The sequence below is a fragment of the Arthrobacter sp. GW460-12-1-14-TSB2 genome, from assembly GCF_059423525.1.
The window spans coordinates 43,186-65,806 of the sequence record NZ_JBWKYC010000015.1; the positions used below are offsets into that span (position 1 = coordinate 43,186).

Annotated in this window: 21 protein-coding genes and 2 tRNA genes; 17 read left to right on the forward strand and 6 right to left on the reverse strand. The window is 63.7% G+C overall.

The window, feature by feature from the left end; translation table 11 throughout:
- Positions 1-18: 18 nt before the first annotated feature.
- The 9 genes from recF to AC07YR_RS16840 all read left to right on the forward strand — a co-directional run bounded on the left by recF (position 19) and on the right by AC07YR_RS16840 (position 9,199).
- On the forward strand, positions 19-1,224 hold the full coding sequence (gene recF, locus AC07YR_RS16800; RefSeq protein WP_494734624.1) for a DNA replication/repair protein RecF: 1,206 nt from the start codon (positions 19-21) through the stop codon (positions 1,222-1,224).
- Positions 1,221-1,778, forward strand: a complete 558-nt coding sequence (locus tag AC07YR_RS16805; protein WP_494734625.1) for a DciA family protein — start codon at positions 1,221-1,223, stop codon at positions 1,776-1,778. The genes recF and AC07YR_RS16805 overlap by 4 nt, the downstream gene beginning before the upstream one ends.
- A 411-nt stretch (positions 1,779-2,189) precedes the next feature.
- A complete protein-coding gene (gyrB, locus tag AC07YR_RS16810; RefSeq protein WP_055797412.1) occupies positions 2,190-4,280 on the forward strand; it encodes a DNA topoisomerase (ATP-hydrolyzing) subunit B in 2,091 nt (696 codons plus the stop codon).
- A gap of 62 nt (positions 4,281-4,342) precedes the next feature.
- Positions 4,343-7,051, forward strand: coding sequence for a DNA gyrase subunit A (gene gyrA / locus AC07YR_RS16815; RefSeq protein WP_494734626.1), 2,709 nt, complete (start codon positions 4,343-4,345; stop codon positions 7,049-7,051).
- A complete protein-coding gene (locus AC07YR_RS16820) occupies positions 7,048-7,692 on the forward strand; it encodes a DUF3566 domain-containing protein (protein WP_494734627.1) in 645 nt (214 codons plus the stop codon). The genes gyrA and AC07YR_RS16820 overlap by 4 nt, the downstream gene beginning before the upstream one ends.
- A gap of 98 nt (positions 7,693-7,790) precedes the next feature.
- Positions 7,791-7,864: transfer RNA gene (locus AC07YR_RS16825), tRNA-Ile, on the forward strand.
- Between the two features lie 23 nt (positions 7,865-7,887).
- Positions 7,888-8,040, forward strand: coding sequence for a DLW-39 family protein (locus AC07YR_RS16830; protein WP_235505590.1), 153 nt, complete (start codon positions 7,888-7,890; stop codon positions 8,038-8,040).
- A 71-nt stretch (positions 8,041-8,111) separates the two neighbouring features.
- Positions 8,112-8,187 (forward strand) — tRNA-Ala (locus AC07YR_RS16835).
- A 97-nt stretch (positions 8,188-8,284) separates the two neighbouring features.
- The gene (locus tag AC07YR_RS16840) at positions 8,285-9,199 is read left to right on the forward strand and encodes a DMT family transporter (RefSeq protein WP_494734628.1); all 915 of its coding nucleotides are present in this window, start codon (positions 8,285-8,287) and stop codon (positions 9,197-9,199) included.
- Between the two features lie 2 nt (positions 9,200-9,201).
- Here the strand turns inward: AC07YR_RS16840 and AC07YR_RS16845 are convergent, their stop codons facing one another.
- Both AC07YR_RS16845 and AC07YR_RS16850 read right to left on the reverse strand, forming a co-directional pair.
- On the reverse strand, positions 9,202-10,077 hold the full coding sequence (locus tag AC07YR_RS16845; protein ID WP_494734629.1) for a glycosyltransferase family 2 protein: 876 nt from the start codon (positions 10,075-10,077) through the stop codon (positions 9,202-9,204).
- Positions 10,078-10,209: 132 nt separating this feature from the next.
- Positions 10,210-11,148: a hypothetical protein gene (locus AC07YR_RS16850; RefSeq protein WP_494734630.1), complete on the reverse strand. Its 939-nt coding sequence runs from the start codon at positions 11,146-11,148 to the stop codon at positions 10,210-10,212.
- Between the two features lie 154 nt (positions 11,149-11,302).
- Here AC07YR_RS16850 and AC07YR_RS16855 point away from each other — a divergent pair, with 154 nt between their 5' ends.
- The 4 genes from AC07YR_RS16855 to AC07YR_RS16870 all read left to right on the forward strand — a co-directional run bounded on the left by AC07YR_RS16855 (position 11,303) and on the right by AC07YR_RS16870 (position 13,868).
- Positions 11,303-11,848, forward strand: a complete 546-nt coding sequence (locus AC07YR_RS16855; RefSeq protein ID WP_028271893.1) for a peptidylprolyl isomerase — start codon at positions 11,303-11,305, stop codon at positions 11,846-11,848.
- Positions 11,849-11,854: 6 nt separating this feature from the next.
- Positions 11,855-12,736, forward strand: a complete 882-nt coding sequence (locus AC07YR_RS16860; protein ID WP_494734631.1) for a rhomboid family intramembrane serine protease — start codon at positions 11,855-11,857, stop codon at positions 12,734-12,736.
- Between the two features lie 320 nt (positions 12,737-13,056).
- Positions 13,057-13,707 (forward strand): hypothetical protein, encoded by a 651-nt coding sequence (locus AC07YR_RS16865; protein WP_436056197.1) that lies wholly within the window; start codon positions 13,057-13,059, stop codon positions 13,705-13,707.
- Positions 13,704-13,868 carry a hypothetical protein gene (locus AC07YR_RS16870; RefSeq protein ID WP_494734632.1) on the forward strand — a complete coding sequence of 55 codons (165 nt, stop codon included), beginning with the start codon at positions 13,704-13,706 and terminating at the stop codon, positions 13,866-13,868. Before AC07YR_RS16865 ends, AC07YR_RS16870 begins: the two co-directional genes overlap by 4 nt.
- 137 nt (positions 13,869-14,005) lie before the next feature.
- Here AC07YR_RS16870 and AC07YR_RS16875 read toward each other — a convergent pair whose 3' ends face one another.
- A complete protein-coding gene (locus AC07YR_RS16875; RefSeq protein WP_055797428.1) occupies positions 14,006-14,284 on the reverse strand; it encodes a DUF4190 domain-containing protein in 279 nt (92 codons plus the stop codon).
- 1,163 nt (positions 14,285-15,447) lie between these two features.
- Positions 15,448-16,059: a DNA-3-methyladenine glycosylase I gene (locus AC07YR_RS16880; protein WP_494734633.1), complete on the reverse strand. Its 612-nt coding sequence runs from the start codon at positions 16,057-16,059 to the stop codon at positions 15,448-15,450.
- 152 nt (positions 16,060-16,211) lie between these two features.
- Between AC07YR_RS16880 and AC07YR_RS16885 the strand changes: the two genes are divergently transcribed.
- Positions 16,212-18,497, forward strand: coding sequence for an immune inhibitor A domain-containing protein (locus AC07YR_RS16885; RefSeq protein WP_494734634.1), 2,286 nt, complete (start codon positions 16,212-16,214; stop codon positions 18,495-18,497).
- A 95-nt stretch (positions 18,498-18,592) separates the two neighbouring features.
- Here the strand turns inward: AC07YR_RS16885 and AC07YR_RS16890 are convergent, their stop codons facing one another.
- The gene (locus AC07YR_RS16890) at positions 18,593-18,847 is read right to left on the reverse strand and encodes a cell division protein CrgA (protein WP_028272337.1); all 255 of its coding nucleotides are present in this window, start codon (positions 18,845-18,847) and stop codon (positions 18,593-18,595) included.
- Positions 18,848-19,023: 176 nt separating this feature from the next.
- Here AC07YR_RS16890 and AC07YR_RS16895 point away from each other — a divergent pair, with 176 nt between their 5' ends.
- Genes AC07YR_RS16895 through AC07YR_RS16905 form a run of 3 tightly spaced genes read left to right on the forward strand, consistent with a single transcriptional unit; the run spans position 19,024 to position 20,625 of the window.
- Entirely contained in the window at positions 19,024-19,812 is a 789-nt protein-coding gene (locus AC07YR_RS16895; protein WP_494734635.1) for a class E sortase, read from the forward strand.
- Between the two features lie 4 nt (positions 19,813-19,816).
- Positions 19,817-19,987, forward strand: a complete 171-nt coding sequence (locus AC07YR_RS16900) for a hypothetical protein (RefSeq protein WP_305942939.1) — start codon at positions 19,817-19,819, stop codon at positions 19,985-19,987.
- Entirely contained in the window at positions 19,984-20,625 is a 642-nt protein-coding gene (locus tag AC07YR_RS16905) for an aminodeoxychorismate/anthranilate synthase component II (protein ID WP_436056202.1), read from the forward strand. Before AC07YR_RS16900 ends, AC07YR_RS16905 begins: the two co-directional genes overlap by 4 nt.
- Before the next feature lie 50 nt (positions 20,626-20,675).
- Here AC07YR_RS16905 and pknB read toward each other — a convergent pair whose 3' ends face one another.
- Positions 20,676-22,568 carry a Stk1 family PASTA domain-containing Ser/Thr kinase gene (pknB, locus tag AC07YR_RS16910; protein ID WP_494734636.1) on the reverse strand — a complete coding sequence of 631 codons (1,893 nt, stop codon included), beginning with the start codon at positions 22,566-22,568 and terminating at the stop codon, positions 20,676-20,678.
- Between the last annotated feature and the right edge of the window lie 53 nt (positions 22,569-22,621).

Below are 22,621 nucleotides of genomic sequence, written 5' to 3' on the forward strand. Positions count from 1 at the left end.
GGGAATCCTGAAGACGGCGTGTACCTAGAAAAGCTTTCGCTGACCGATTTTCGCAGCTATGCCCAGGTGGACCTCTCCTTCGAACCCGGAGTGACGGTCCTTGTGGGGTACAACGGCATCGGCAAGACCAACCTCATGGAGGCCATCGGGTACCTGGCCACGCTTAGCTCACACCGTGTCAGTTCGGATGCCCCGCTGCTTCGCTTCGGTACCGAACGGGCACTGATCCGGGCCAAGCTGGTACGGGGCGGGCAGTCCACCGTCCTGGAACTGGAAATCAACGGAAGCCGCGCCAACCGCGGACGCATCAACCGCAGCAACCCCGTCCGCGCCCGGGACATCCTCGGCATCTGCCAGACGGTGCTTTTTGCGCCGGAGGACCTTGCGCTGGTGAAGGGCGACCCGTCCAACCGCCGGCGCTTCCTCGACGAGCTGATGGTCAGCCTCATGCCGCTGCATTCAGCGACGCGGACTGACTACGACCGTGTGCTCAAGCAGCGCAACGCCCTCCTCAAATCAGGCCGGACCGGCAAATTCACTGCCGGGCACGAGGCCACCCTGGATGTGTGGGACCAGCACATGGCACGGGCCGGTGCCGAGCTGCTGCACGCCCGGCTGGAGCTGGTGGAAAGGATCCGGCCCCACCTGAAGGCGGCTTACGCGAAGCTGACCGACGGGTCCAAGGAGGCGGACGCGATCTATCGGTCCACGCTCCAGGACATGATGGACGAAGACGCCGCCGGTGTGGGTTACGCTGCAGGACCCGCCGCCGTCGAACGCGGTGAGGACCTCCGGGAACTGTCCGTCGATGACCTGACTGATCGCTATGTGCAGGCTTTTGCGGCATCAAGGCGCAAAGAACTGGAACGGGGCATTTCCCTGGTGGGGCCCCACCGCGACGACGTCGAACTCATCCTCGGCGAAGCGCCGGCCAAAGGGTATGCCTCGCACGGCGAAACGTGGTCCATGTGCCTTTCCCTGCGGCTGGCGTCCTACTACGTGATGCTCGACGACGCCCGCACCGGCGGGTCGGCCCCAATCCTCATCCTTGACGATGTGTTTGCCGAACTCGACGTCCAGCGCCGGCGTAAACTGGCGGCAATAGTATCCGGCGCCGAACAGGTGCTGGTGACCGCCGCCGTCGACGCCGACATTCCGGAAGAGCTGGCCGGGCGGCGGGTGAAGGTAGTCCCCGGAGGAATCGATGAGTCGGAATCCCGATGAGTAAGGACGCTGGCGGCCTGCAGCCGGGCCGCGATCCCGACGAAATAGATGCGCCCCAGGCGGCGCTCAACCGGATGCGCGAAGCTGCCGCTGCCCGCGGCGAAATCCGGCGCAAGTACCCGCTGCCGGGAGGCGGAGCCAAGAAGCCGGGCCGCAGCGCCGGCGGAACGCGGGGCTTCACCCAGTTCCACGGCACGGGCCGCGACCCGTTGGGCCTGGGGAAAGTGGTGGGACGTCTCGTGGCCGAACGAGGCTGGACTTCGCCGGTTGCCGTCGGATCCGTGATGGCCGAGTGGAGCACGCTTGTCGGCCCTGAAATTTCGGCGCACTGCACGCCGGAGAGCTTCACCGACACCACGCTCCATGTGCGGTGCGATTCCACTGCGTGGGCAACCCAGCTGCGCCTGCTCAGCTTCAGTCTCCTCGAGAAATTCCGGACCGAACTGGGGGAAGGCGTCGTGACCAAGATCCAGGTCCTCGGGCCTGCGGCGCCCAGCTGGCGGAAGGGCGGACGGACAGTCAATGGCCGCGGTCCCCGGGACACTTACGGATAGTCACTGGCTGTGGCGCCCCGCCAGATTTCCACTGCCACAACCCTCGACCCTTGAAAAATGGCCAAACGGCGTGTACGGCGCTCTAACGCCCCTTGGCCGTATAGGAACCCAGAGACGGTACCCCGGGAGCCTTGCAGGCGGGGCCAATGGCCTGCCAGCACTATATTCCCGCGCGTTTGCGGCTCTGGAATGCGGGATTACGCTCTCCAGCACGGTAGAATCGGGGTAGATAACTGGGCGCCGGTGAAACGTTGACTGAGTCCGTTTTCCGGCGCTTTTCCTGCGGCCGGGCACGGTTCCGCCAGTCAACGAAGTAATCGGCGTTATCAGTGACGTGCCTGTTGGCAGGAGCCTCTTCTATCGGAGACGGTGACGGCCGGCCATACGAATACAGAGGAGTCGAAAGCGCCTGTGGCTAACGACAATGCAGATATCCCGGCAGTGGAACCCGTAGCTGAGGATGCCCGTACAACTGATGCGCCGGCGGAGGCAGCCGAACGCAAGGGATACGGTGCGAGCGACATCACCGTCCTTGAGGGTCTTGAAGCTGTTCGGAAACGTCCCGGCATGTACATCGGATCCACGGGACCCCGCGGACTCCACCACCTTGTGTACGAAGTGGTGGACAACTCTGTGGACGAGGCCCTGGCCGGCTACTGCACCCACATCGAGATTGTTCTCCAGGCCGACGGCGGCGTCAAAGTCGTCGATGACGGCCGCGGCATCCCGGTGGACATGCACCCCACCGAGCACAAGCCCACGGTTGAGGTTGTTATGACCATCCTGCACGCCGGCGGAAAATTCGGCGGAGGCGGGTATGCCGTTTCCGGCGGCCTCCACGGCGTGGGCATCTCCGTGGTCAACGCTCTCTCCAGCCGGGTGGATACCGAAGTCCGGCGCCAGGGCCACGTCTGGCGGATGTCCTTCGCCGACGGCGGCAAGCCCCAGGGCAGCCTGGTCCAGGGTGAAGAGACGGACCAGACGGGTACCACCCAGACCTTCTACCCGGACGCCAGCATCTTCGAGAGCACGGAATTCGACTTCGAGACGCTTCGTGCCCGCTTCCAGCAGATGGCGTTCCTCAACAAGGGCCTGCGCATCACGCTGACGGACGAACGCCGCGTTGCCCAGGAAAGTTCGGAGGACGAGGACCTGGATCTCGATGCCGTTCCCACCGAGGGTGAAGTCGCCGCAGAGTTCCGCACGGTTGTGTACCAGTACGACGACGGCCTGCTGGACTACGTCAAGCACCTTAACTCCGGCAAGAAGGTTGACGTTGTCCACGAGGACGTCATCGCCTTCGAAACCGAGGACAAGGAACGGAAGATCGCCCTGGAAATGGCGATGCAGTGGACTAACGCGTATTCCGAGAGTGTCCACACTTATGCCAACACGATCAACACCCACGAAGGCGGCACCCACGAAGAGGGTTTCCGTGCCGCGATGACGTCGCTCATCAACCGCTACGCGCGCGAGAAGAACATCATCAAGGAAAAGGATGACAACCTCACCGGAGATGACATCCGCGAAGGCCTCACCGCCGTCATTTCCGTGAAGCTGGCGGAACCGCAGTTTGAAGGCCAGACCAAGACCAAACTCGGCAACTCCGAGGTCAAGGGCTTTGTCCAGCGCGTGGTCACCGATGGCCTGGGCGACTGGCTGGAGCGCAATCCGGGTCCGGCACGCGATGTCATCCGCAAGGCGATTTCCGCAGCGCAGGCCCGGATGGCCGCCCGCAAGGCCCGCGACAACGCCCGCCGCAAGAGCCCGCTGGAGTCCTTCGGCATGCCGGGCAAGCTTTCAGACTGCTCTTCCAAGGACCCGGCGAAGTGTGAGGTGTACATCGTGGAGGGTGACTCCGCCGGCGGTTCCGCCAAGCGCGGCCGCAACCCCGAAACGCAGGCCATCCTCCCGTTGCGCGGCAAGATCCTGAACGTGGAGCGGGCACGGCTGGACAAGGCCCTCGGCAACAACGAGGTCCAGTCCATGATCACGGCATTTGGTACGGGTATCGGCGAGGACTTCGACCTCAGCAAGCTGCGATACCACAAAATCGTCCTCATGGCCGATGCCGACGTTGACGGACAGCACATCACCACGCTCCTGATGACGCTTCTGTTCCGCTACATGCGCCCGCTGATTGAGAACGGATACGTGTACCTGGCTCAGCCGCCGCTGTACCGCATCAAGTGGTCCAACGCTCCGCACGATTACGTCTACAGCGACCGCGAACGCGATGCCCGGCTGGTTGCCGGCCAGGCCGCCGGGCGCCGCATTCCGAAGGACAACGGCATCCAGCGCTACAAGGGCCTTGGCGAGATGGACTACACGGAACTGTGGGACACCACCATGGACCCTGACCACCGCACACTCCTGCAGGTCACCATGGATGACGCCCTCGCGGCCGACCAGATCTTCACCGTGCTGATGGGCGAGGACGTTGAATCGCGCCGAAACTTCATTCAGCAGAACGCCAAGGATGTCAGGTTCCTGGATATCTAGAGCTCTACAAGAGCCCGAAATATTCCTTGAGCGACATATACCTGAAACGGAAAATATAGACTATGAGTGACGAAACACCCGAGGTTCCCGCGGACTCCACCGGACCCGTCGAGCCCGTCCTGGAGGGCGATGTGCTGGTCGACCGCGTGGAGCAGGTGGACCTGCAGACGGAAATGCAGCGCTCCTACCTGGACTACGCCATGGCCGTTATTGTCGGCCGCGCCCTGCCGGACGTCCGTGACGGCCTCAAGCCCGTCCACCGCCGCGTTCTTTACGCCATGTTCGACGGCGGCTACCGCCCGGACCGCTCGTTCAACAAGTGCGCCCGTGTGGTGGGCGAGGTTATGGGCCAGTACCACCCGCACGGCGATACAGCCATCTACGATGCCCTGGTCCGCCTGATCCAGGACTGGACCATGCGCTACCCCCTGGCGCTCGGGCAGGGAAACTTCGGTTCGCCGGGTAACGACGGCGCAGCAGCACCCCGGTACACCGAAACCAAAATGGCCCCGCTCGCCATGGAAATGGTCCGCGACATCGACGAGGAAACCGTCGATTTCCAGGACAACTATGACGGCAAGAACCAGGAACCCACCATCCTGCCGGCCCGCTTCCCCAACCTGCTGGTCAACGGTTCCTCGGGTATCGCCGTCGGCATGGCCACAAACATTCCGCCGCACAACCTCCGCGAGGTTGCCGACGGTGTGCAGTGGTACCTCGCCAACCCGACTGCAAGCCGCGAAGAGCTGCTGGAAGAACTCCTGCTCCGCATCAAGGGACCGGATTTCCCCACCGGAGCCACCATCCTGGGCCACAAGGGCATCGAAGATGCCTACCGCACCGGCCGCGGTTCCATCACCATGCGCGCTGTGGTGAACGTGGAGGAGCTCCAGGGACGCACCTGCCTGGTGGTCACCGAACTGCCCTACCAGGCAAACCCGGACAACCTGGCCATCAAGATTGCCGAACTCGTCAAGGACGGGAAGATCTCCGGAATTGCCGATCTTCGGGATGAAACCTCCGGCCGCACCGGCCAGCGGCTGGTGATCGTACTTAAGCGCGACGCCGTGGCGAAGGTCGTGCTCAACAACCTGTACAAGCACACCCAGCTGCAGGACAACTTTGCCGCCAACATGCTGGCGATCGTGGACGGCGTCCCGCGGACGTTGAGCCTCGATGCCTTTATCCGGCACTGGGTCACCCACCAGATGGATGTCATTGCCCGCCGGACCCGGTACCGCCTCCGCAAGGCCGAGGAAGAAGCGCACATCCTGCGCGCCCTCCTCAAGGCCCTGGACATGCTGGACGAGGTCATTGCCTTGATCCGTGCGTCCAACACCACCGAAGCCGCCCGGGACGGCCTGATGCAGCTGCTGGACATCGATGAGCTGCAGGCCCGGGCCATCCTGGACATGCAGCTTCGAAGGCTCGCAGCCCTGGAACGCCAGAAGATCCAGGACCGCCATGCCGAACTCGAGGCCCTGATCGCAGAGTACAACTCGATCCTGGCTTCGGAAGAGCGCCAGCGGGAGATCATCAGCACCGAACTTTCCGAGATCGTGGCCAAGCACGGGGATGACCGCCGCACGAAGATCCTGATGGGCTTCGACGGTGACATGTCCATGGAGGACCTGATCCCGGAAGAGGAGATGGTTGTCACGATCACGCGCGGCGGCTACGTCAAGCGCACGCGCAGTGACAACTACCGATCACAGCAGCGCGGCGGCAAGGGCATCAAGGGTGCCCAGCTGCGCGGGGACGACGTTGTGGAGCACTTCTTCGTCACCACAACGCACCACTGGCTGCTGTTCTTCACCAACCTGGGGCGCGTCTACCGTGCCAAGGCCTACGAACTCGTGGAAGCGGGGCGTGACGCCAAGGGCCAGCACGTGGCCAACCTGCTGGCCTTCCAGCCGGATGAGCACATCGCCCAGGTCCTCGATCTCCGCGACTACCAGCACGCCCCTTACCTGGTGCTGGCCACCAAGCGGGGCCTCGTCAAGAAGACCCGCCTGGAGGACTACGACACCAACCGCTCCGCTGGCGTGATCGCCATCAACCTGCGCGACGGCGACGAACTCGTCTCCGCCCAGCTCGTTTCGGAAACCGATGACCTGATGCTGGTTTCACGAATGGGCCAGTCCATCCGTTTCACGGCCACGGACGACGCACTGCGGCCCATGGGCCGTGCCACGTCCGGCGTGACCGGCATGAAGTTCCGCGAGGACGATGAACTGCTGGCGGCTGACGTCGTCAAGGACGGCTCGTTCGTCTTCATCGTCACCGAGGGCGGCTACGCCAAGCGGACCGCGGTGGAGGAATACCGTCTCCAGGGCCGCGGCGGCCTCGGCATCAAGGTAGGAAAATACCAGGAAGAGCGGGGCCACCTCGTAGGTGCCCTCATCGTCCAGGAAGAAGACGAAGTCCTTGTGGTCATGGAAGGCGGAAAGGTAGTCCGCTCCTCGGTGGCCGGAGTGCCCGCCAAGGGCCGCGACACCATGGGCGTCATCTTCGCCAAGCCGGATAAGAACGACCGCATCATCGAGGTGGCGCGGAACAGCGAACGCGGACTTGAGGGCGAGGAAACGGAAGCCACCGACCCGGAAAACCCGGCTGAAAGCCCGGCAGCGGCCGGGGATGACGTAACGTTGGCTGAAGGTGCCGGATCACATGATGGGTCCGCAGAGGCAGATTCAGCACCGGCCGAGGAATCCGACGAGTCATCGGACGACGCTGAGCTGGACGAAGAAAATACCGGAGGTAACGAGTGAGTAATTCCGACTCATATCCCAAGCCGAACAGCAACACTCCCGGCGGGATCAGGCAGCCGGCGTCCGCTCCGCGCGTGAACGCCCCCGTACGTCCCCAGCAACGGCCGTCGACGCCGGGCGCCCCGGCGCAGCGCCCGGTGGTCCCCGGCCAGCGTCCGACGCAGGGGCAGCGTCCCGGCGTTCCGGGCCAGGCCCCCCAAGGTCAGCGACCCGGCGTACCCGGTCAGCGACCCGGCCAGGGCGCCCCCGGACTGGTCAAGCCGGCCCCGAAGGCGAAGGTCCGCCGTGCGCGGCTCCTCGTCAGCAAGGTGGACCCCTGGTCCGTGCTGAAGATGGCCTTCCTGCTGTCCGTAGCCCTGGGCATCGTCACAGTCGTTGCGGCTATCGTCCTGTGGACCGTCCTGGACCTGACAGGCATCTTCGACCAGGTGGACAGCCTGCTCGGAACGCTTGCCGGCTCCGAAGGCGGCGGGTTCGAACTGAAGAAGGTTGCTTCGCTGGGCCAGGTGGCTTCCTTCGCGGTGATCATCGCCGTGGTAAACGTGGTCCTGTTGACCGCCCTGTCGATGCTATCGGCCGTGCTGTACAACATCTCCGCCACCCTCGTAGGTGGCATCGGCGTGACCCTCACGGACGATTAGTCCGCGGATTTTCGCCGGAATTCCACCGGCGAAATGCCTCGATTTGAGATCGGGCCGGGATGTGCTGTAAAGTCATGTCTCGGCCCGATGAGGCATCGGGGCGTATAGCTCAGGCGGTTAGAGCGCTTCGCTGATAACGAAGAGGTCCCAGGTTCAAGTCCTGGTACGCCCACGGAACCTGCACAGGTTTTGGAAATGGTTCGGGTAATACCGGGCCGGAACGGGGTGCATGTGAAGAAGTTGCTGGTTGTTGCAGTAGCTATCGCAGGCGCGCTGCTCTTCAAGAAAGTGCAGGAGTCCGAAGCCCGGAAGACGGTATGGAGCGATTCGACTGACACAGTCGAATAGTCCCGAGCCTGGTACGGACGCTGGTCAGAAGCGTTCCGGAACTAGGGTATGATTGACGGGTTGCTTCTTATGGGGGCATGGCGCAATTGGTAGCGCACCTGCTTTGCAAGCAGGGGGTTCGGGGTTCGAGTCCCCGTGCCTCCACCATAAGAAAGGCCCCGGAATGCGGAAACGCAGTCCGGGGCCTTTTGCTTTGCCCGCCAGGTGGCCCGGCGCTGTTGTCCCGGCCACTACTGTTGGAACGGTGAACCTCTTCCTCGCCGCTTTAGGCGTCCTGGGCGTGGCCTCTTCCGGGCCCCTCATTGCCGCCACGCTGGGCGCCACCTCTGTCAGCGCCCTGGCCATCGCCTTCTGGCGCAACGCCATTGGAGCCGCAGTCATGGCCTCGCCGGTCCTCGTGACCAATCCACGGCAGTTCGGCAGGGTGACGCCCCGCGAGTTCCGCTGGGCGGTCCTTGCCGCCGTCGCCCTGGCACTGCACTTCGCCTGCTTCATCACATCCCTTCAGCTCACTTCGGTAGCGGCGGCCACCGCGCTGGTCTGCCTCCAGTCGGGCTGGATTGCGGTGTTCCAGCTTTTCCGGGGCGTACGGCACCGCTGGCAGGTCCTGGTGGGCCTGGGAATGGCCTTCGGCGGCGTCGTGGCCATCACCGGGTTCGACATGGGCACCTCCCAGGACGCCTTGCTGGGAGACCTCCTGGCGGTGGCTGGCGGCGCCCTGGCGGGCCTCTACACCCTCGCGGGCGGCAAGGCGCGGGAGACCATGGGCACAGGCACCTACACAACGCTTTGCTACGGCATGTGCGCGGCCGTAGTAGCGCTTCTTGCCCTGGTCTCCCGGCAGCCGCTGGTGGGCTTCGAGGCAGCCGGCTGGCTGGGAATCATTGCCATCACCGTCTGCGCGCAGCTGGTGGGGCACACGGCGTTCAACCATTTGCTGGCCACCATGAGCCCGCTGCTGGTGTCCATGATCATTCTGCTGGAGATTCCCGGTGCCGCGCTGCTGGCGGCTGTGTTCCTGGATGAGAGCCTGCCGGGCGGCACCTACGCCGGCCTGGCGCTGATTCTGGTCGGGCTCGCCGTCGTGGTGGCAGGCCAACGGCGCAGAAAGCCCGCACGAGCCGGTGAAGCCCGCGTGGCGGACCTTGGCACGGACTGACGCTACTGGCCGCCGCGTCGCACAGGCTGGGCGGAGCTCACCGTGTGGATGGCGCGCAGGAGCTTGGCCGGGAAGTAGACGGAGAAGAACACCACCATCGGAGCCTTGAGGGCCATCTTCTTGACGTTGTGGGCCTTGTAGGTCCGGTCGAACCTGGTCACGTAGTACCGGTAGTCGCGCGGGGAATCCTCGAGGCGGCGGGCGGACATGCCGGAGACCATCTGGGGCCAGTACTGGATACGCAGGTCATGGTCGGCCAGGTGCAGGGACAGGTCGATGTCCTCGTGCATTTCGTCCTTCTCATCCCGGCAGGTTTCGTCGCGGATGGTTTCCCAGGCCGACCGGCGCAGCGCCATGTTCGAGCCAAAGAGGAAGTGGTACTGGTGCTTGGCCAGCTTGAGCATCAGCTGGCGCATCTTGTCATCAGCTTTGAGGCCGAAGCGGCGCATCGGCATGTCGTAGTACACCACCGGACCGGTCGCTGCCTGGACGGACGGGTCGTGGAAAGCTTTCTGGACCTGTTCCACCCAGTCCGGTTCCACCACGGAGTCCGCGTCGATCCGGCCCAGAACATCGCCCGTGGCGTGGTTGAGGCCGAAGTTACGGGTGGGAATGAGGCCCTGGGACCTGTCCTGGGTGAGCAGGATGATGGGGCTTTCAGGATATTCCTGCTGCATCTGGCCGACGATCTCTGCCGTGCGGTCCTTGGACATGTTGTCCACAACAATGATCTCCGTGGCCGGCACCGACTGGTAGATGGCCGCAATAAGGCACTGCCTGATGACGCTGGCCTCGTTATATGCCGGTATGACGATGGATACGCCCGGCATAAGCGCAGCGTCGTGCGAGGCATCCTCGGCGGATCTATCGGGTGACATCACCACAAATTTAGCACCCTTGTGCGTCCCAACCCGGGACGGCGGGTGAAGATACGGGAAACAACGGAGGAGCCCCGCACATTTTGGGTGCGGGGCTCCTCCGATGTTGTACCGGCCGGTGAAGGCCTGGTTTTAGGTGTCGGCGGGCTTAGCGGCACCGTTGTTCATGCTGGAAGCGATGTTCTTCACGGCAGTCTTGGCGTCCGTGGCAACGTTGGCAGCCTGGTCCTTGGCGTCCTCGGCTGCTTCATCAGTCTTCGCGGCGGCGTCGTCGGATGCCGCAGCAACGGAGTCCGCTGCGTCAACAGCCTTCTCACCGGCGGCGGCGGCGGCCGCGGCACTTACGTCATTGACGGTTGTGGCCGGAACGGGCGCGGGCGTCACCGGAGCAGGTGTCTTCCAGGGATCCTCCACAGGCTTGGAGGCTTTCCATGCGGCCACACCGGCGGCGACGGCTGCGGCGATTACACCGAAAATCAGCAATCCGCGGTGCTTGGGCTTCTGCGGCTTGGCCACTTCCCCGGTAACAACGCGCGTGGCCTCGGCGGCAGCAGCCTTGAGCTGGTGGCCTGCGGCCTGTGCCTGATCCTGGAGGGAATGAACGACGCCGGAGTCCGCAAGCCTCTGCGCGACGGCATCCACGTGGGCGGGTGCGCTTTCGAGGGTGCGGTGCACCGCCTCCGAGGCGTGCCCGATCTGGTCCGAGAGCCTGGGCAGGTATTCCACCACCACGCGGTCGCGGGCCTGTGAGATCACGGGCGCGGCCTTGTCCAGTGCTTCGTGGAGCCGCGGTGTGGCGCCGTCCACTACGTCATGGATCTTGGGCGCAAGGTGGGCGAGTCCGTCCTGGATGCGAGGCGTTACGGTGGCAACGCCGTCGGCCAGGTTGTGGGCTGCCGATTTGAGCCCTTCCTGGATCTTCGGGGAAGCGGTGTCAATGCCGTGCTGCAGGCGGGGAACCGCCCAGTCGACGGCTGCTTCAACGCGGGGGGCTGCCCAATCCTTGGCGTTCTCTACCGCGCTGCTGACTGACTGCTCCAGGTCACGGGCAATACGATCCGATTTCTTCACAACTACCTCCCGATTAATGTGACGGTTCTGTTGTTAGCCTACGTGGATTGCCCCGCACCGGCTATTCATCAGGGCCATTTCCAGCCGATTTCACCTAGCGCGGAACTGCCCGGCAGGCCTGATGTGCAATTGCCCGACGTGGAACAATGGGCCTATGACTGCCATCGCAACTGCAAAAGCAACCATCCACACGAGCCTCGGCGACATCGTCGTCAACCTCTTCGGCAACCACGCGCCCAAGACGGTCAAGAACTTCGTCGGCCTGGCCACCGGCGAGCAGGCCTGGACCCACCCCGAAACCGGTGAGGACAAGACCGGCACCCCCTTGTACAACGGCACCATCTTCCACCGCATCATCAAGGACTTCATGATCCAGGCCGGCGACCCCCTCGGCCGCGGCGTGGGCGGACCGGGCTACAAGTTCGACGACGAGATCCACCCCGAACTGACCTTCAACCAGCCCTACAAGCTGGCCATGGCCAACGCCGGCATCCAGATGGGCAAGGGCACCAACGGCTCGCAGTTCTTCATCACCACCATCCCCACCGACTGGCTGCAGGGCAAGCACAGCATCTTCGGTGAAGTTGCCGATGAGGAATCCAAGAAGGTCGTCGACGCCATCGAAGGTGTCCGCACCGGAATGGGCGACCGCCCGGTCGAGGACGTCGTCATCAACAGCATCGACGTAGAGCAGCTCTAACACCCCATGAGTTACGGAATTCCGGCGGCCGAGCCGTCCGCGCAGATTCCGGTGTGCCCCCGGCACCCGGACAGGCCTTCCTATGTCCGGTGCCAGCGCTGCGGGCGCCCGGCATGCCCGGAATGCCAGCGGGCGGCCGCCGTCGGATTCCAATGCATTGACTGTGTCAACGAAACAAAACGTACGACGCCGGCAGCCAGGACCGTTTACGGCGGAACCGCCGTTGCCGGCCGGCCCCTGGTGACGTTCGGGATCATCGCGGCCTGCGCGCTGGTCTTTGTGCTGCAGTGGATAGTCCCCAATGACGGGATTTACCAGAACTTCGCTTTCGCAACGGTCTACGCCACCCCCGAGTACGGCGTCTTTGAACCGTGGCGCATGCTGACCTCGGCATTCCTCCATTCCCAAGGCTTCATCCTGCACATCGTGCTGAACATGTACATGCTGTGGATGTTCGGCCAGGCGCTGGAACCCCTCCTCGGACGCATCCGTTTCCTGGCGCTGTACTTGCTGTCCGCCGTCGGCGGATCGGTCGGCTACCTCGTCCTGACGCCGACCTATAGCCCGGGCCAGCCCCTCGCCGGAGTCGTGGGCGCATCCGGAGCCATCTTTGGACTCTTCGGGGCCATGCTGGTGGTCCAGCGTCACCGCGGCGGCGACACAAAGCAGCTGTGGGTCCTGATCGCCATCAACGGCGTCATCGGCTTTATCGTCCCGCAGATTGCCTGGCAGGCCCACCTTGGCGGCCTGGTGACAGGCGCTGCCTGCGCCGCAGCCATTGCCTACGCTCCCCGCGGCCCGCAGCGCCGGCTCTGGCAGTCCGCGGGCCTCGTGCTGGTCCTGGCTTTGCTCGCAGGCGCCACCTGGCTGCGAATGGCCGGCGCCTAAGCCTTCGATATGACCCAAGATCCCAGGCATACCGTGATCGGAAAAGGGCACAAGGGCATTCATCAGCCGACGCCATACGCTTGCTCAAACGCTTTGTAGCCCGTGAAATTTACTACAGCCTGAAACGGGACCTAACACCCAGCGGAGTAAGCAGTGGAACTGTAGATACATTCGCCGGTCAGCCTCGCCGGCGCAAGGCTAGGGTGGGCCGGTAATTGCCCCGGGGCTAGACTGAGCCGGGTAAGGACGGATTGGGGGATCCAGGGCGGCTTGCCGCTGTTCCGCTGGTCGGTCGCAGCCAGCGAACCCAAGGAACGGCCATGACTTTCTTCCAGGACTACCCGATCCCTGCACCGCCTCCGCGCCCACGGACGCCGCAGTTCATACCGCCTCCCTGGGTCGCTGCCCCGCGGTACGAGCTGCCCCCTGTCGTTCCCGTGGGCCAGTTCATCTACAAATCCCCGACCTTTGTGATGGCCATTGAAGCCGCCAAGGTGTACTCGACCGGATGCGTCTTAGAAATGTCCTGGATGCTGCGCCGCACTGACCAGGATGACCGGCGATGGTCCGAGATGAACGCTGTCTTTCACCGGCCTGCGCCTCAATTGCGCGACGGGGCCATTTCGGTCGATTCCGTCCTCCTGTTCGGTATGCAGTTCCCGGACGGAACCAAGGCCACCACATCATCCCTGGCGATGTACGAGCAAGGGCAAGGCGCTCCCTTGGATCAGGAACCTGACGGCCCGGTTTTCGAATTTCGCCCCAAAGGCGGCAACGGCGGGGAGGACGACATGTCGGCAATGGGTGCGCTCTGGCTGTGGCCGCTGCCTCCGGCCGGGGAGCTCCGTCTGCTTGCCCAATGGACAAGCATGGGCATGCCCGAATCCTCCATCGTCCTGGACGGAGGGCGGCTCCGGGCGGCCGCAGCAGCGGTGCAGAAGTACTGGCCGGACGAGGAAGGGCAGAAATGATGGCACTCGATAGCCTTGTCCTGGCCGCAGTCCTCGGAGCAGTGTTCTTCTACGTCCTATACGGTGTCATCCGCGCTGGGGTCCGTGACGGCATCCTTCAGGCCGATCAGCGGCGGCAGAACGCCCTTGGCATGGTCCGCAGCAACGGAGAGCAGGGATGAGCGCCCGGGGCTGGATAGCGGCGACGGCGGGACGGCCTTCATCATCTTTGTGCTCCCGTACGTCCCGGCAGTGTTCGGCCTGACGCCCAACGGCACCGAGACCAGGGGCAGGCACCAGCCCCAAACAACCTTAGCTGTTAGGTGTAAAGGCCCAACACAGACATGACTGTGATGAGTAGCCCGAAGATTGCGATGGCGTAGCCGACTGCGAGGGATACACGTGCAAGCTGGCGCCCTTGGCCGCCGTCGCTGTTGATCTGGTTGAGCGCAACGTGACCCGCACCGACGGCGAAGACCGCCAAACTAGTGAAGCCTCCAAAGAAGAATCCGGCTACGGCCACCACGGCACAAGTCAGGGACAGGATGGCCATTCGGTTGTAGCCGGCCTCGGCGGGTGAAGCTGCTGTTGCTGACATCTTATGAGTCCCCCACTCTTGATCGTTTCGGCGAGTCTACTCCGCGTCCCAAGGGTGAATGTCGAGAAAATTCAGCGTTTGGGCTTGTCTATAGGAACATCTCCTCCGGCCGCCGACCACGCTGACGCGGGCGTGGCTACGATTCGCCAAGCGCAAAGTCATCCTCGGGGTAACGCTAGTCCAGAACTTGAAGCGATCGGAGGTTAAGGCCCGTTTCCTTGTGCTGGGAAGTAAACGCCTGGGCGATGAGTCGTACTGAAGGCTTCGAAGCCAACTCTCGTTCGTCCGGAGGTGAAACTTCTGGCCCGTCCATTACCCCACTACGGCTCTCCCATTGTTCGTTGAACTGCTGGGCCGCCTCGACATCATCAAGTTCAATCTCTAATGAGAACGTAAAGACTTCTTTAGACGGAGTTTTCCACAGGGGTTATCCACATTGTTGGTAACTTACATGCTTGTAGTTCACTCCCCCTCCCCGGTGATGCCCTTGCCAGCTGGCGATTATCGACAAGAGCGCTCCTCCTTGTCCACAACTGTGGATAAAGCAGTCCGGCGGGGCTGTGGTTAAGTGGACAACTCAGCTGCCCGCGGCGGGCTGCCGGTGAGGTGCTTCAAGGGCCGGAAGCGAGGATGCCGCCGGCCAAGTACCAGGCTTCGCATGGGAAACCCGGCTCTCCTTGGCAAGCATTTGGCGCTGAAACGGCATATCCCGCCGTCGATTGGGCGCTGGAGATACGCTCTTCAACAGGTTATGCACACTGTTAATAACTCCGGAGGGCTGAGGAGCACGATGCCAATTGGCGGGCTGGAGCCTGATAGAGCATCAGATCACTGATTTATCCCCTGCGTTATCCCCACCTGTGGATAACTTCTGGGGATAGCGTTGTTCTTAAGTGGATAAGTTCAACGCGCCTGGTGCCCGCGGTCCTTGCCGCGGTTCCCTGCGCAAAGTGGCGGGGTGGCTGCTGGATCCAGGCGGCCTGCTTGGCGATTTGCCGCTTGGAACCCGTTATCCACAGGCAATCCACACTGTTAATAACTCGGGGCCGTGGGATTCTTCCGGGGTCCGGGTCATCCACAGGCCATGGCCCGCGGAAGGATCGCCTCATCGGCCCAGACTTATCAACACTGTGGATAACTTTCCCCACAGGGCCGGGATAAGTTCAGGCCTCGTCAGTCCATACGCCGGACGAGCCGCGCCGATGGCTGTCGACAAGATGGGTGTCGATCATTCCGATGGCCTCCATGAGCGCGTACATCGTGGTTGGCCCCACAAAAGCGAAGCCTTTGGCACGCAGGGCCTTGGACAGGGCAATGGATTCGGTCGAAGTTGTGGGGATCTCGGAATGTGTGAGCGGACTCGGCGTTACCTCCGGTTGGAAACTCCAGACGAAGTCCACCAGCCCGCCTTCACTCCGCAACGCGATGGTGGCCTGGGCGTTGGTGATGGCCGCCCGGATTTTGAGCCGGTTCCGGACGATGCCGGCGTCGAGCATGAGGCGTTCGACGTCGTCGTCGGTGAAGGCCGCCACCGCATCAGGCTGGAAGCTGTGGAACGCTGACCGGAAGGCAGGCCGTTTCCTCAGGATGGTGGCCCAGGACAGTCCGGCCTGGAAGGCCTCCAGGCTGATGCGCTCGAACAGGCCCTGTTCGTCGCGGACGGGCATGCCCCATTCGGTGTCGTAGTACTCCTGGAGCAGCGCATCCGCGGCCGCCCACGGCGGACGGGCCAGACCGTCGCTGCCGATGATTGTGGCGCGTTCATCCGGGGTCATGTGGGTTCCTTAGGTTTTCAGCGAGGTGGTGCTGCGTCCAGCATATTCAGCCGCCCGGGCTTGGACATGCCCCGGCGATCGCGCATTTCATAGCCGAACGACGACTCTCACATTATGCTGTGGCTCTGATCACAAATTACTGGGAGGTACGTGTGAGGAAAACCAAAATTGCCGTGGCTGGCGTGGCGGGGGTCGTTCTCGGGATGCTCAGCATCCAGGCCCCGGTCGTAGCCGCACCACCTGTCGACGACGGGTCAAACAATCCCGCTGCGGCAGTCCGGCAGGACAACCGCCCCGGACCGCGGACCAAGGAACTCGTGGAACGGCGCAAAGCGGCCATTGAGAAGGTGGCCAAGGGACAGGCGAAGGCAAGCGACGACGGCGTGGTCCAGTTGGCGCCGGACAAGTTCGCCGAAGTCGAAACCGCCAAGCAGGACAAGATCTTCACTATCCTCGCCGAGTTCGGTACCCAGGGCTCGGGCCGCTTCGGAACCGCGCCAGGGCCTCTGCATAACACGATTGCGAAGCCGGACCGTCTGGTGGACAACACCACGCTGTGGACCGACAACTTCAGCCCCGCCTACTACGAAGGACTCTTCAACGGCAGCGGTGAATCAATGAAGGGGTACTACGAGGCCGTTTCCAACAATAAGTACTCGGTCACCAACACCGTGACGGACTGGGTCACGGTGCCCAACAACGGATCCTTCTACGGCGACAACGCCACAGAGGACACCGGCGGGGCATGGGCTTTTGTTAGGGACTCCGGCAATGCCTGGTGGGATTCCCAGGTGGCGGCTGGCAAGACACCGGCCGAAATCGACGCGTACCTTGCACAATTCGATGTGTGGGACCGCTACGACTTCAACAACAACGGCAACTTTGATGAGCCCGATGGCTACATCGACCACTTCCAGGCGGTCCACGCCGGCGAAGGTGAGGAAGGCGGCGGCGGTGCCTTGGGCGAGGATGCCATCTGGTCCCACCGCTGGTACGCCTATGGCAACCAGTTCGGCGCTGCCGGACCGGAAGGCAACCTTTCCGGCGGAACCCGGATCGGGTCCTCGAAGTACTGGCTCGGCGACTACACAACCGAACCCGAAAACGGCGGAGTCGGCGTCTTCGCCCACGAATTCGGACACGACCTCGGGCTGCCGGACTTCTACGACACCACGGGCGCCGCGACCAACAGCACGGCATTCTGGACCCTCATGAGTTCGGGGTCCTGGCTGGGCCACGGTTCGGCGGCAGGAGCCGGAATCGGCACCACCCCGGGACTGATGGGACCCGAGGAGAAGCTCTTCCTCGGCTGGCTGGACCACAGCACGGTGGAAGCGGGCGCCACGGGTGACTTTGTCCTGAACCCGTCCCAGCTTCAGGTCGACGGCAAGGACCAGGCCGTCAAGGTCAACCTGCCGGACAAGACCACAACCACCAAGTACACCGTTCCCGCCTCGGGGAGCAACGCGTGGTGGACGGGCAGCGCGGACGGCCTCAACGAATCCCTGACCCATGCCGTCCCGGCGCAGTCGAGGGTGACCGTCACGGCGAATGCCTGGTACGACATCGAGGCGAACTACGACTTCCTCTACGGCGAATACTCCACTGATGGCGGCAAGACCTGGAAATCCGCAGGGCGTGCGCTCAGCGGAGCGGCCGCGTGGGGGCAGGTGCGATACTCCTACGACGCTGCCGGCCTCGAATCGCTGTTCCGATTCAGATACCAGACCGACGGCGGCGTCCATAACCCGGGTGCCTTCATTGACGACGTGAAGATTTCCGCGGGACAGACCGTGATCCTCAGCGACGACGTCGAATCCGGTGCGGGCCAGTGGACTGTCAGCGGCCTGTGGCAGGTGAGCAGCGGCTCGGTAACGCAAACCACCGAGCAGTACTACCTCGTGGAGAACCGTGAGTACGTGGGCTTCGACGCAACGCTCGCGGAAGGGCCATATGCCTTCACCCACAGCATCACGAAGCCGAACTGGGTCGATTTCTTCAAGTACCAGAACGGCATGCTGGTCTGGTACATCGACGACTCCTACGCGGACAACAATGTTTCGGCCCACCCGGGCGCCGGCTCGGCTCTGCCGGTGGATGCCAGGCCTGCCCCGCTGAAGTGGTCCGACGGAACCATGCCCGGCAACAGCCGCCAGCCGTTCGACGCGACGTTCGGGCTGGAGGCCACGGATCCGCTCTGCATCGCGAAGGAAGTGCAGACCGGCACCAAGCGCAGTTCGACAATCAGTTCACTCGATGCCTGTGCCGTAAGCAGCGCGCCGATCGGGGTCTTCAAGGACAGTGATCCGCTGGCCTACTACAGCGCCGACAACCCCTACGGAAGCGTCAAGGTTGCAGGTCACGGCGTGGAGATTTCCGTAACGTCCGACGTCGGCACCGACCTCGCGATCCATGTGGTCAACCCTGCACTGAAGTAGGCGCAGGCAACAAAAAGTCGGACCGGCACAACGTGCCGGTCCGACTTTCTTGTGAAGCAGGTTCCGTGGGGGCCGATACCCCCGAAAGTCTGTGGCTAGGAACGCCAGCGGGTGGTCATCAGGAACCCTGCGATGGCAATGCCGAATCCGGCAACGATGTTCCAGGATTCCCACGCCCTGACAGGGAGGGCGCCCTCGCTGATGTAGAACGTGATGATCCACAGCAGCCCGATGATCATCAGGCCAAACATGACGGGCTTGAACCACACCGCGTTGGGCTTGTATGCCTGCGATGCAGAAGCCGGCCTGTCCGCGGCGGCGGTCTTCTTTCGTGGCTTTGACTCGGGCACGGGTCCTCCTCGTCGGGCTGAATCAAGGGCGGGGCCTCCGGCTTGATATCCTGCAGGAAGGAACATGCCGGCGGGGTTGGCGCCTTGGGTCAGGTCTGAATTCTTACTAGCAGCCAATTCTAGCTGTAGTTCAGAACACACCCGCGCCAGCCCATGCCGCCAATTGAGGAGACCACGTGGTGTTGCTGGAGAAGGAGACGACTGCTGCCGCGCCGGCGCGCGGCGTCGGAGTTCTCCGGACCCTCATCCAGATCGTTGGCGAGCTGCTGATCACGGTGGGAGTTGTCCTCCTCCTGTTCGTCGCCTGGCAGCTGTGGTGGACCAACGTGGAATCCGATGCCAAGCAGAGCGAGACAATCCGGAACTTCGCCCAGGAACTGGGCGGTTCCCCTGCCCCCGCGGAGTCGCCCGGCCCAGCGGCATCCTTGCCCGCCGGCTACGGCCCGCCGAAGGTCGCCGAAGCGCCTGGACACGGCCAAACCATCGGCATCATGTACATCCCCCGCTTCGGCGCGGACTACACCCGGCCCATCGTGCAGGGAACCTCCACGGACGTCCTGGACACGCTGGGCCTTGGCCACTACAACGACACCGCGATGCCCGGGGCAACCGGAAACTTTGCCGTGGCCGGCCACCGCCAGACGCACGGGGCCGTTCTGGACAATATCCATACCCTTGTGCCGGGCGACAAGATCTATGTCCAGACCCGGGACGGATTCTATGTGTACGTCTTCCGGAACAACCAGATCGTGCTTCCTTCGGCCACTGACGTGTTGCTTCCGGTGCCCACCCAGCCCGCAGCCAAGCCCACGGAGGCCTACCTCACCATGACGAGCTGCAATCCCCGCTTCGGCGCGCAGGAGCGCATCATTGCGTACTCCCTGCTGGAGCACTGGCAGCCGGCGTCGGCGGGACCGCCGGCAGAAATCGCGGCCCAGGTGGCCAAGGCACTCGGGAAGGTCTGACGCCATGTACGGATGGATTTTCCGCCACCTGCCGGGACCGCTGTGGCTCAGGATTGCCACGTCGCTGGTGCTGCTTGCCGGCGTGCTGGTATTGATGGTTCAGTTCCTGTTCCCCTGGATGTCCCAGTTCACCCAGTTCACCGACTCAACGATTGGTTTAGTAACTCGACAATGAGCGCCACCAAGATCCTGGTCGTAGACAACTACGACAGCTTTGTTTACACCCTGGTGGGATACCTCCAGGAGCTCGGCGCCGAGACGACGGTGGTCCGCAACGACGACGTCACCCTCGCCGAGGCAATCGAGATGGCGGACGCTCGCGACGGCGTCCTCATCTCTCCGGGTCCCGGCACCCCCGCGGAGGCCGGCGTCTGCATCGACCTGATCAAATGGTGCGGCGGCCACGACAAGCCGATGTTCGGCGTGTGCCTGGGTCACCAGGCGCTGGCTGAGGCCTACGGCGCCACGGTGACGCACGCCCCCGAACTGATGCACGGCAAGACATCCCTTGTGGAGCATGAAGGAGCCAGCGTGTTCGCCGGACTCCCCTCCCCTGTCACGGCAACGCGCTACCACTCCCTGGCTGCTGTCCGCGAAACCATCCCCGACGTCCTCGAGATCACCGCGCAGACGGCCAACGGCGTGATCATGGGCCTGCAGCACCGGACGGCACCGCTCTGCGGCGTGCAGTTCCACCCGGAATCAGTCCTCACCGAGGGCGGATACCAGATGCTGGGCAACTGGCTGGAATCCCTCGGCATGACCGGTGCGGCGGAGCGGGCCGCCAAACTGAGCCCGCTGATCCAGCACTAACGGTCCGGGCTCCGCGCCGGCGCCCGGAGCCAGGCGCCCAGGCGTAGCCTCTAGCCGCGGCTCCGGCCCGTCTCGGTTGGCGTAGGCGTGGGGGTCGGTGTGGGTTTGGGCGCCGGCGCCTTGGCAACGACAATGCTGATGGTCTTCCCTTGCTCCACCAGGGCATTGACCGCGTCGCTCTGCTCGGTCACCTTGCCGGGTTCAACTTCGGAGTTCTCGACTTCCTTAACGTCGATCCCCAGGCCAAGGTTCTTGAGTGCCGTCTCTGCTTCCGCCTTGGGCAGCCCGCGGAGTTCGGGCATGGCCACCTTGCCGGTGGACACCACGATTTCCACGGTACTTCCGATGGGGACCGTTTCGCCCGGAGCAGGCTTGGTGGTGATCACGATTCCGGACGGCACCGTGGCGCTGTTCGCCATGGTGGTGCCGGGGGCACCCGCAAGGCCGATCTGCCGGAGGACGTCCCGGGCAGCAGCTTCCGTGCGTCCCGGCAGGTCAGCCGGGATTTTGACGGCGCTGGGACCGTCGGAGATATTCAGGGTTATTTTCGATTCGGGTTCCATCGCTGTACCGGCCGCCGGCACCGTGCCGATGGCCGTTCCCTTGGTGACGGTGTCGTGCGGCAGCCTGTTGATCTGCGGGCTCAGCCTGGCGTTGTACAGCCGTTGCAGCGCCTCGGATTCGCTGAGCGCCGAAACGGCGGGCACCTCGATCTTCGCCACGGGAGGAGGCGTCTGGTTCATCATGTTGTAGAGCCAGAGGCCGCCGCCGGCCAGGACCAGCAGGGTGAAAATCACCAACGTGGCAATCCACGTCCGACGGCGGGACTTCTGCCGCGGGGTGCGCTCACGTTCCGGCGGGAAGCCGAGCGGAAGATCGTTGGATTCCGAAGGTTCGTAAACCTGGGCGGGAATCGCCTGGTCGTCGCCGAGCGTGTCATTGAGCGGCCGGAGCCGGCCGCTGGGCGAATCGTCCAGGAAGGCAGCGCCCGTCAGCGAGTAGGGGGCGGCCTGCGCCGTCCGCTCCGCCGCCGGGACCGTGTTGTTAGCATCCGTGGGTTCCTCGCCCGCCGCCACGTCGGGTACGGAGATGCCGTTGCGGGCCGCCCGGAGGGCCCGCTGGAACGCGGCTGCGTCCTGGAAACGGTCGGCCCGGTTCTTTTGCAGGGCCTTGACCAGCACGCTGTCCAGGGCCTCTGACACCTCGGGGTTGAGGCTACTGGCAAGTCCTGGAATCTCACGGACGTGCTGGTATGCCACGGAAACGGGACTGTCGCCAACGAAGGGAGGCCGCCCCGTCAGCATTTCGTACAGCAGGCAAGCTGCGGAGTACAGGTCGCTGCGGGCGTCCACGGTTTCACCGCGGGCCTGTTCCGGAGACAGGTACTGGGCGGTGCCCACCACAGCCTGGGTCTGGGTCATGGTGGCGGACGAATCCGCCATGGCCCGGGCAATCCCGAAATCCATCACCTTGATGGTGTCCGAGTCTTCGCAGAACATCACATTCGCGGGCTTGATATCCCGGTGGACGATTCCCGCGCGGTGGCTGTACTCGAGGGCGGAGAGCACGCCCAGGGTGAAGTCGATGGCATGGTCGATGCTGACTTCCTTCGCACGGATCAGATCCCTCAGGGTCTTCCCGGACACGAATTCCATCACGATGTACGGCACCCGGACGGTGTCCTCGGGACCGCCCGGCACGGCGTGGTCCCCGGTGTCGTAAATGGCAACAATCGAAGGATGGTTCAGAGCGGCCACGGCTTGGGCTTCGCGCTTGAACCGTGCCTGGAACTGCGGATCCCGGGCAAGATCCGGCCGCAGCAGCTTGATGGCCACTGTCCTGCCCAGCCGGGTATCAACGCCGCGGTGGACGTCTGCCATGCCGCCGCGGCCAATGAGCTCACCGAGTTCGTACCGTCCGTTGAGGACGCGCTGGGTATTCACTGGAAGGCTGTCCTCTCTGTGTGACGGGAGGCGGGGTGAGTCCGGCACTGTGC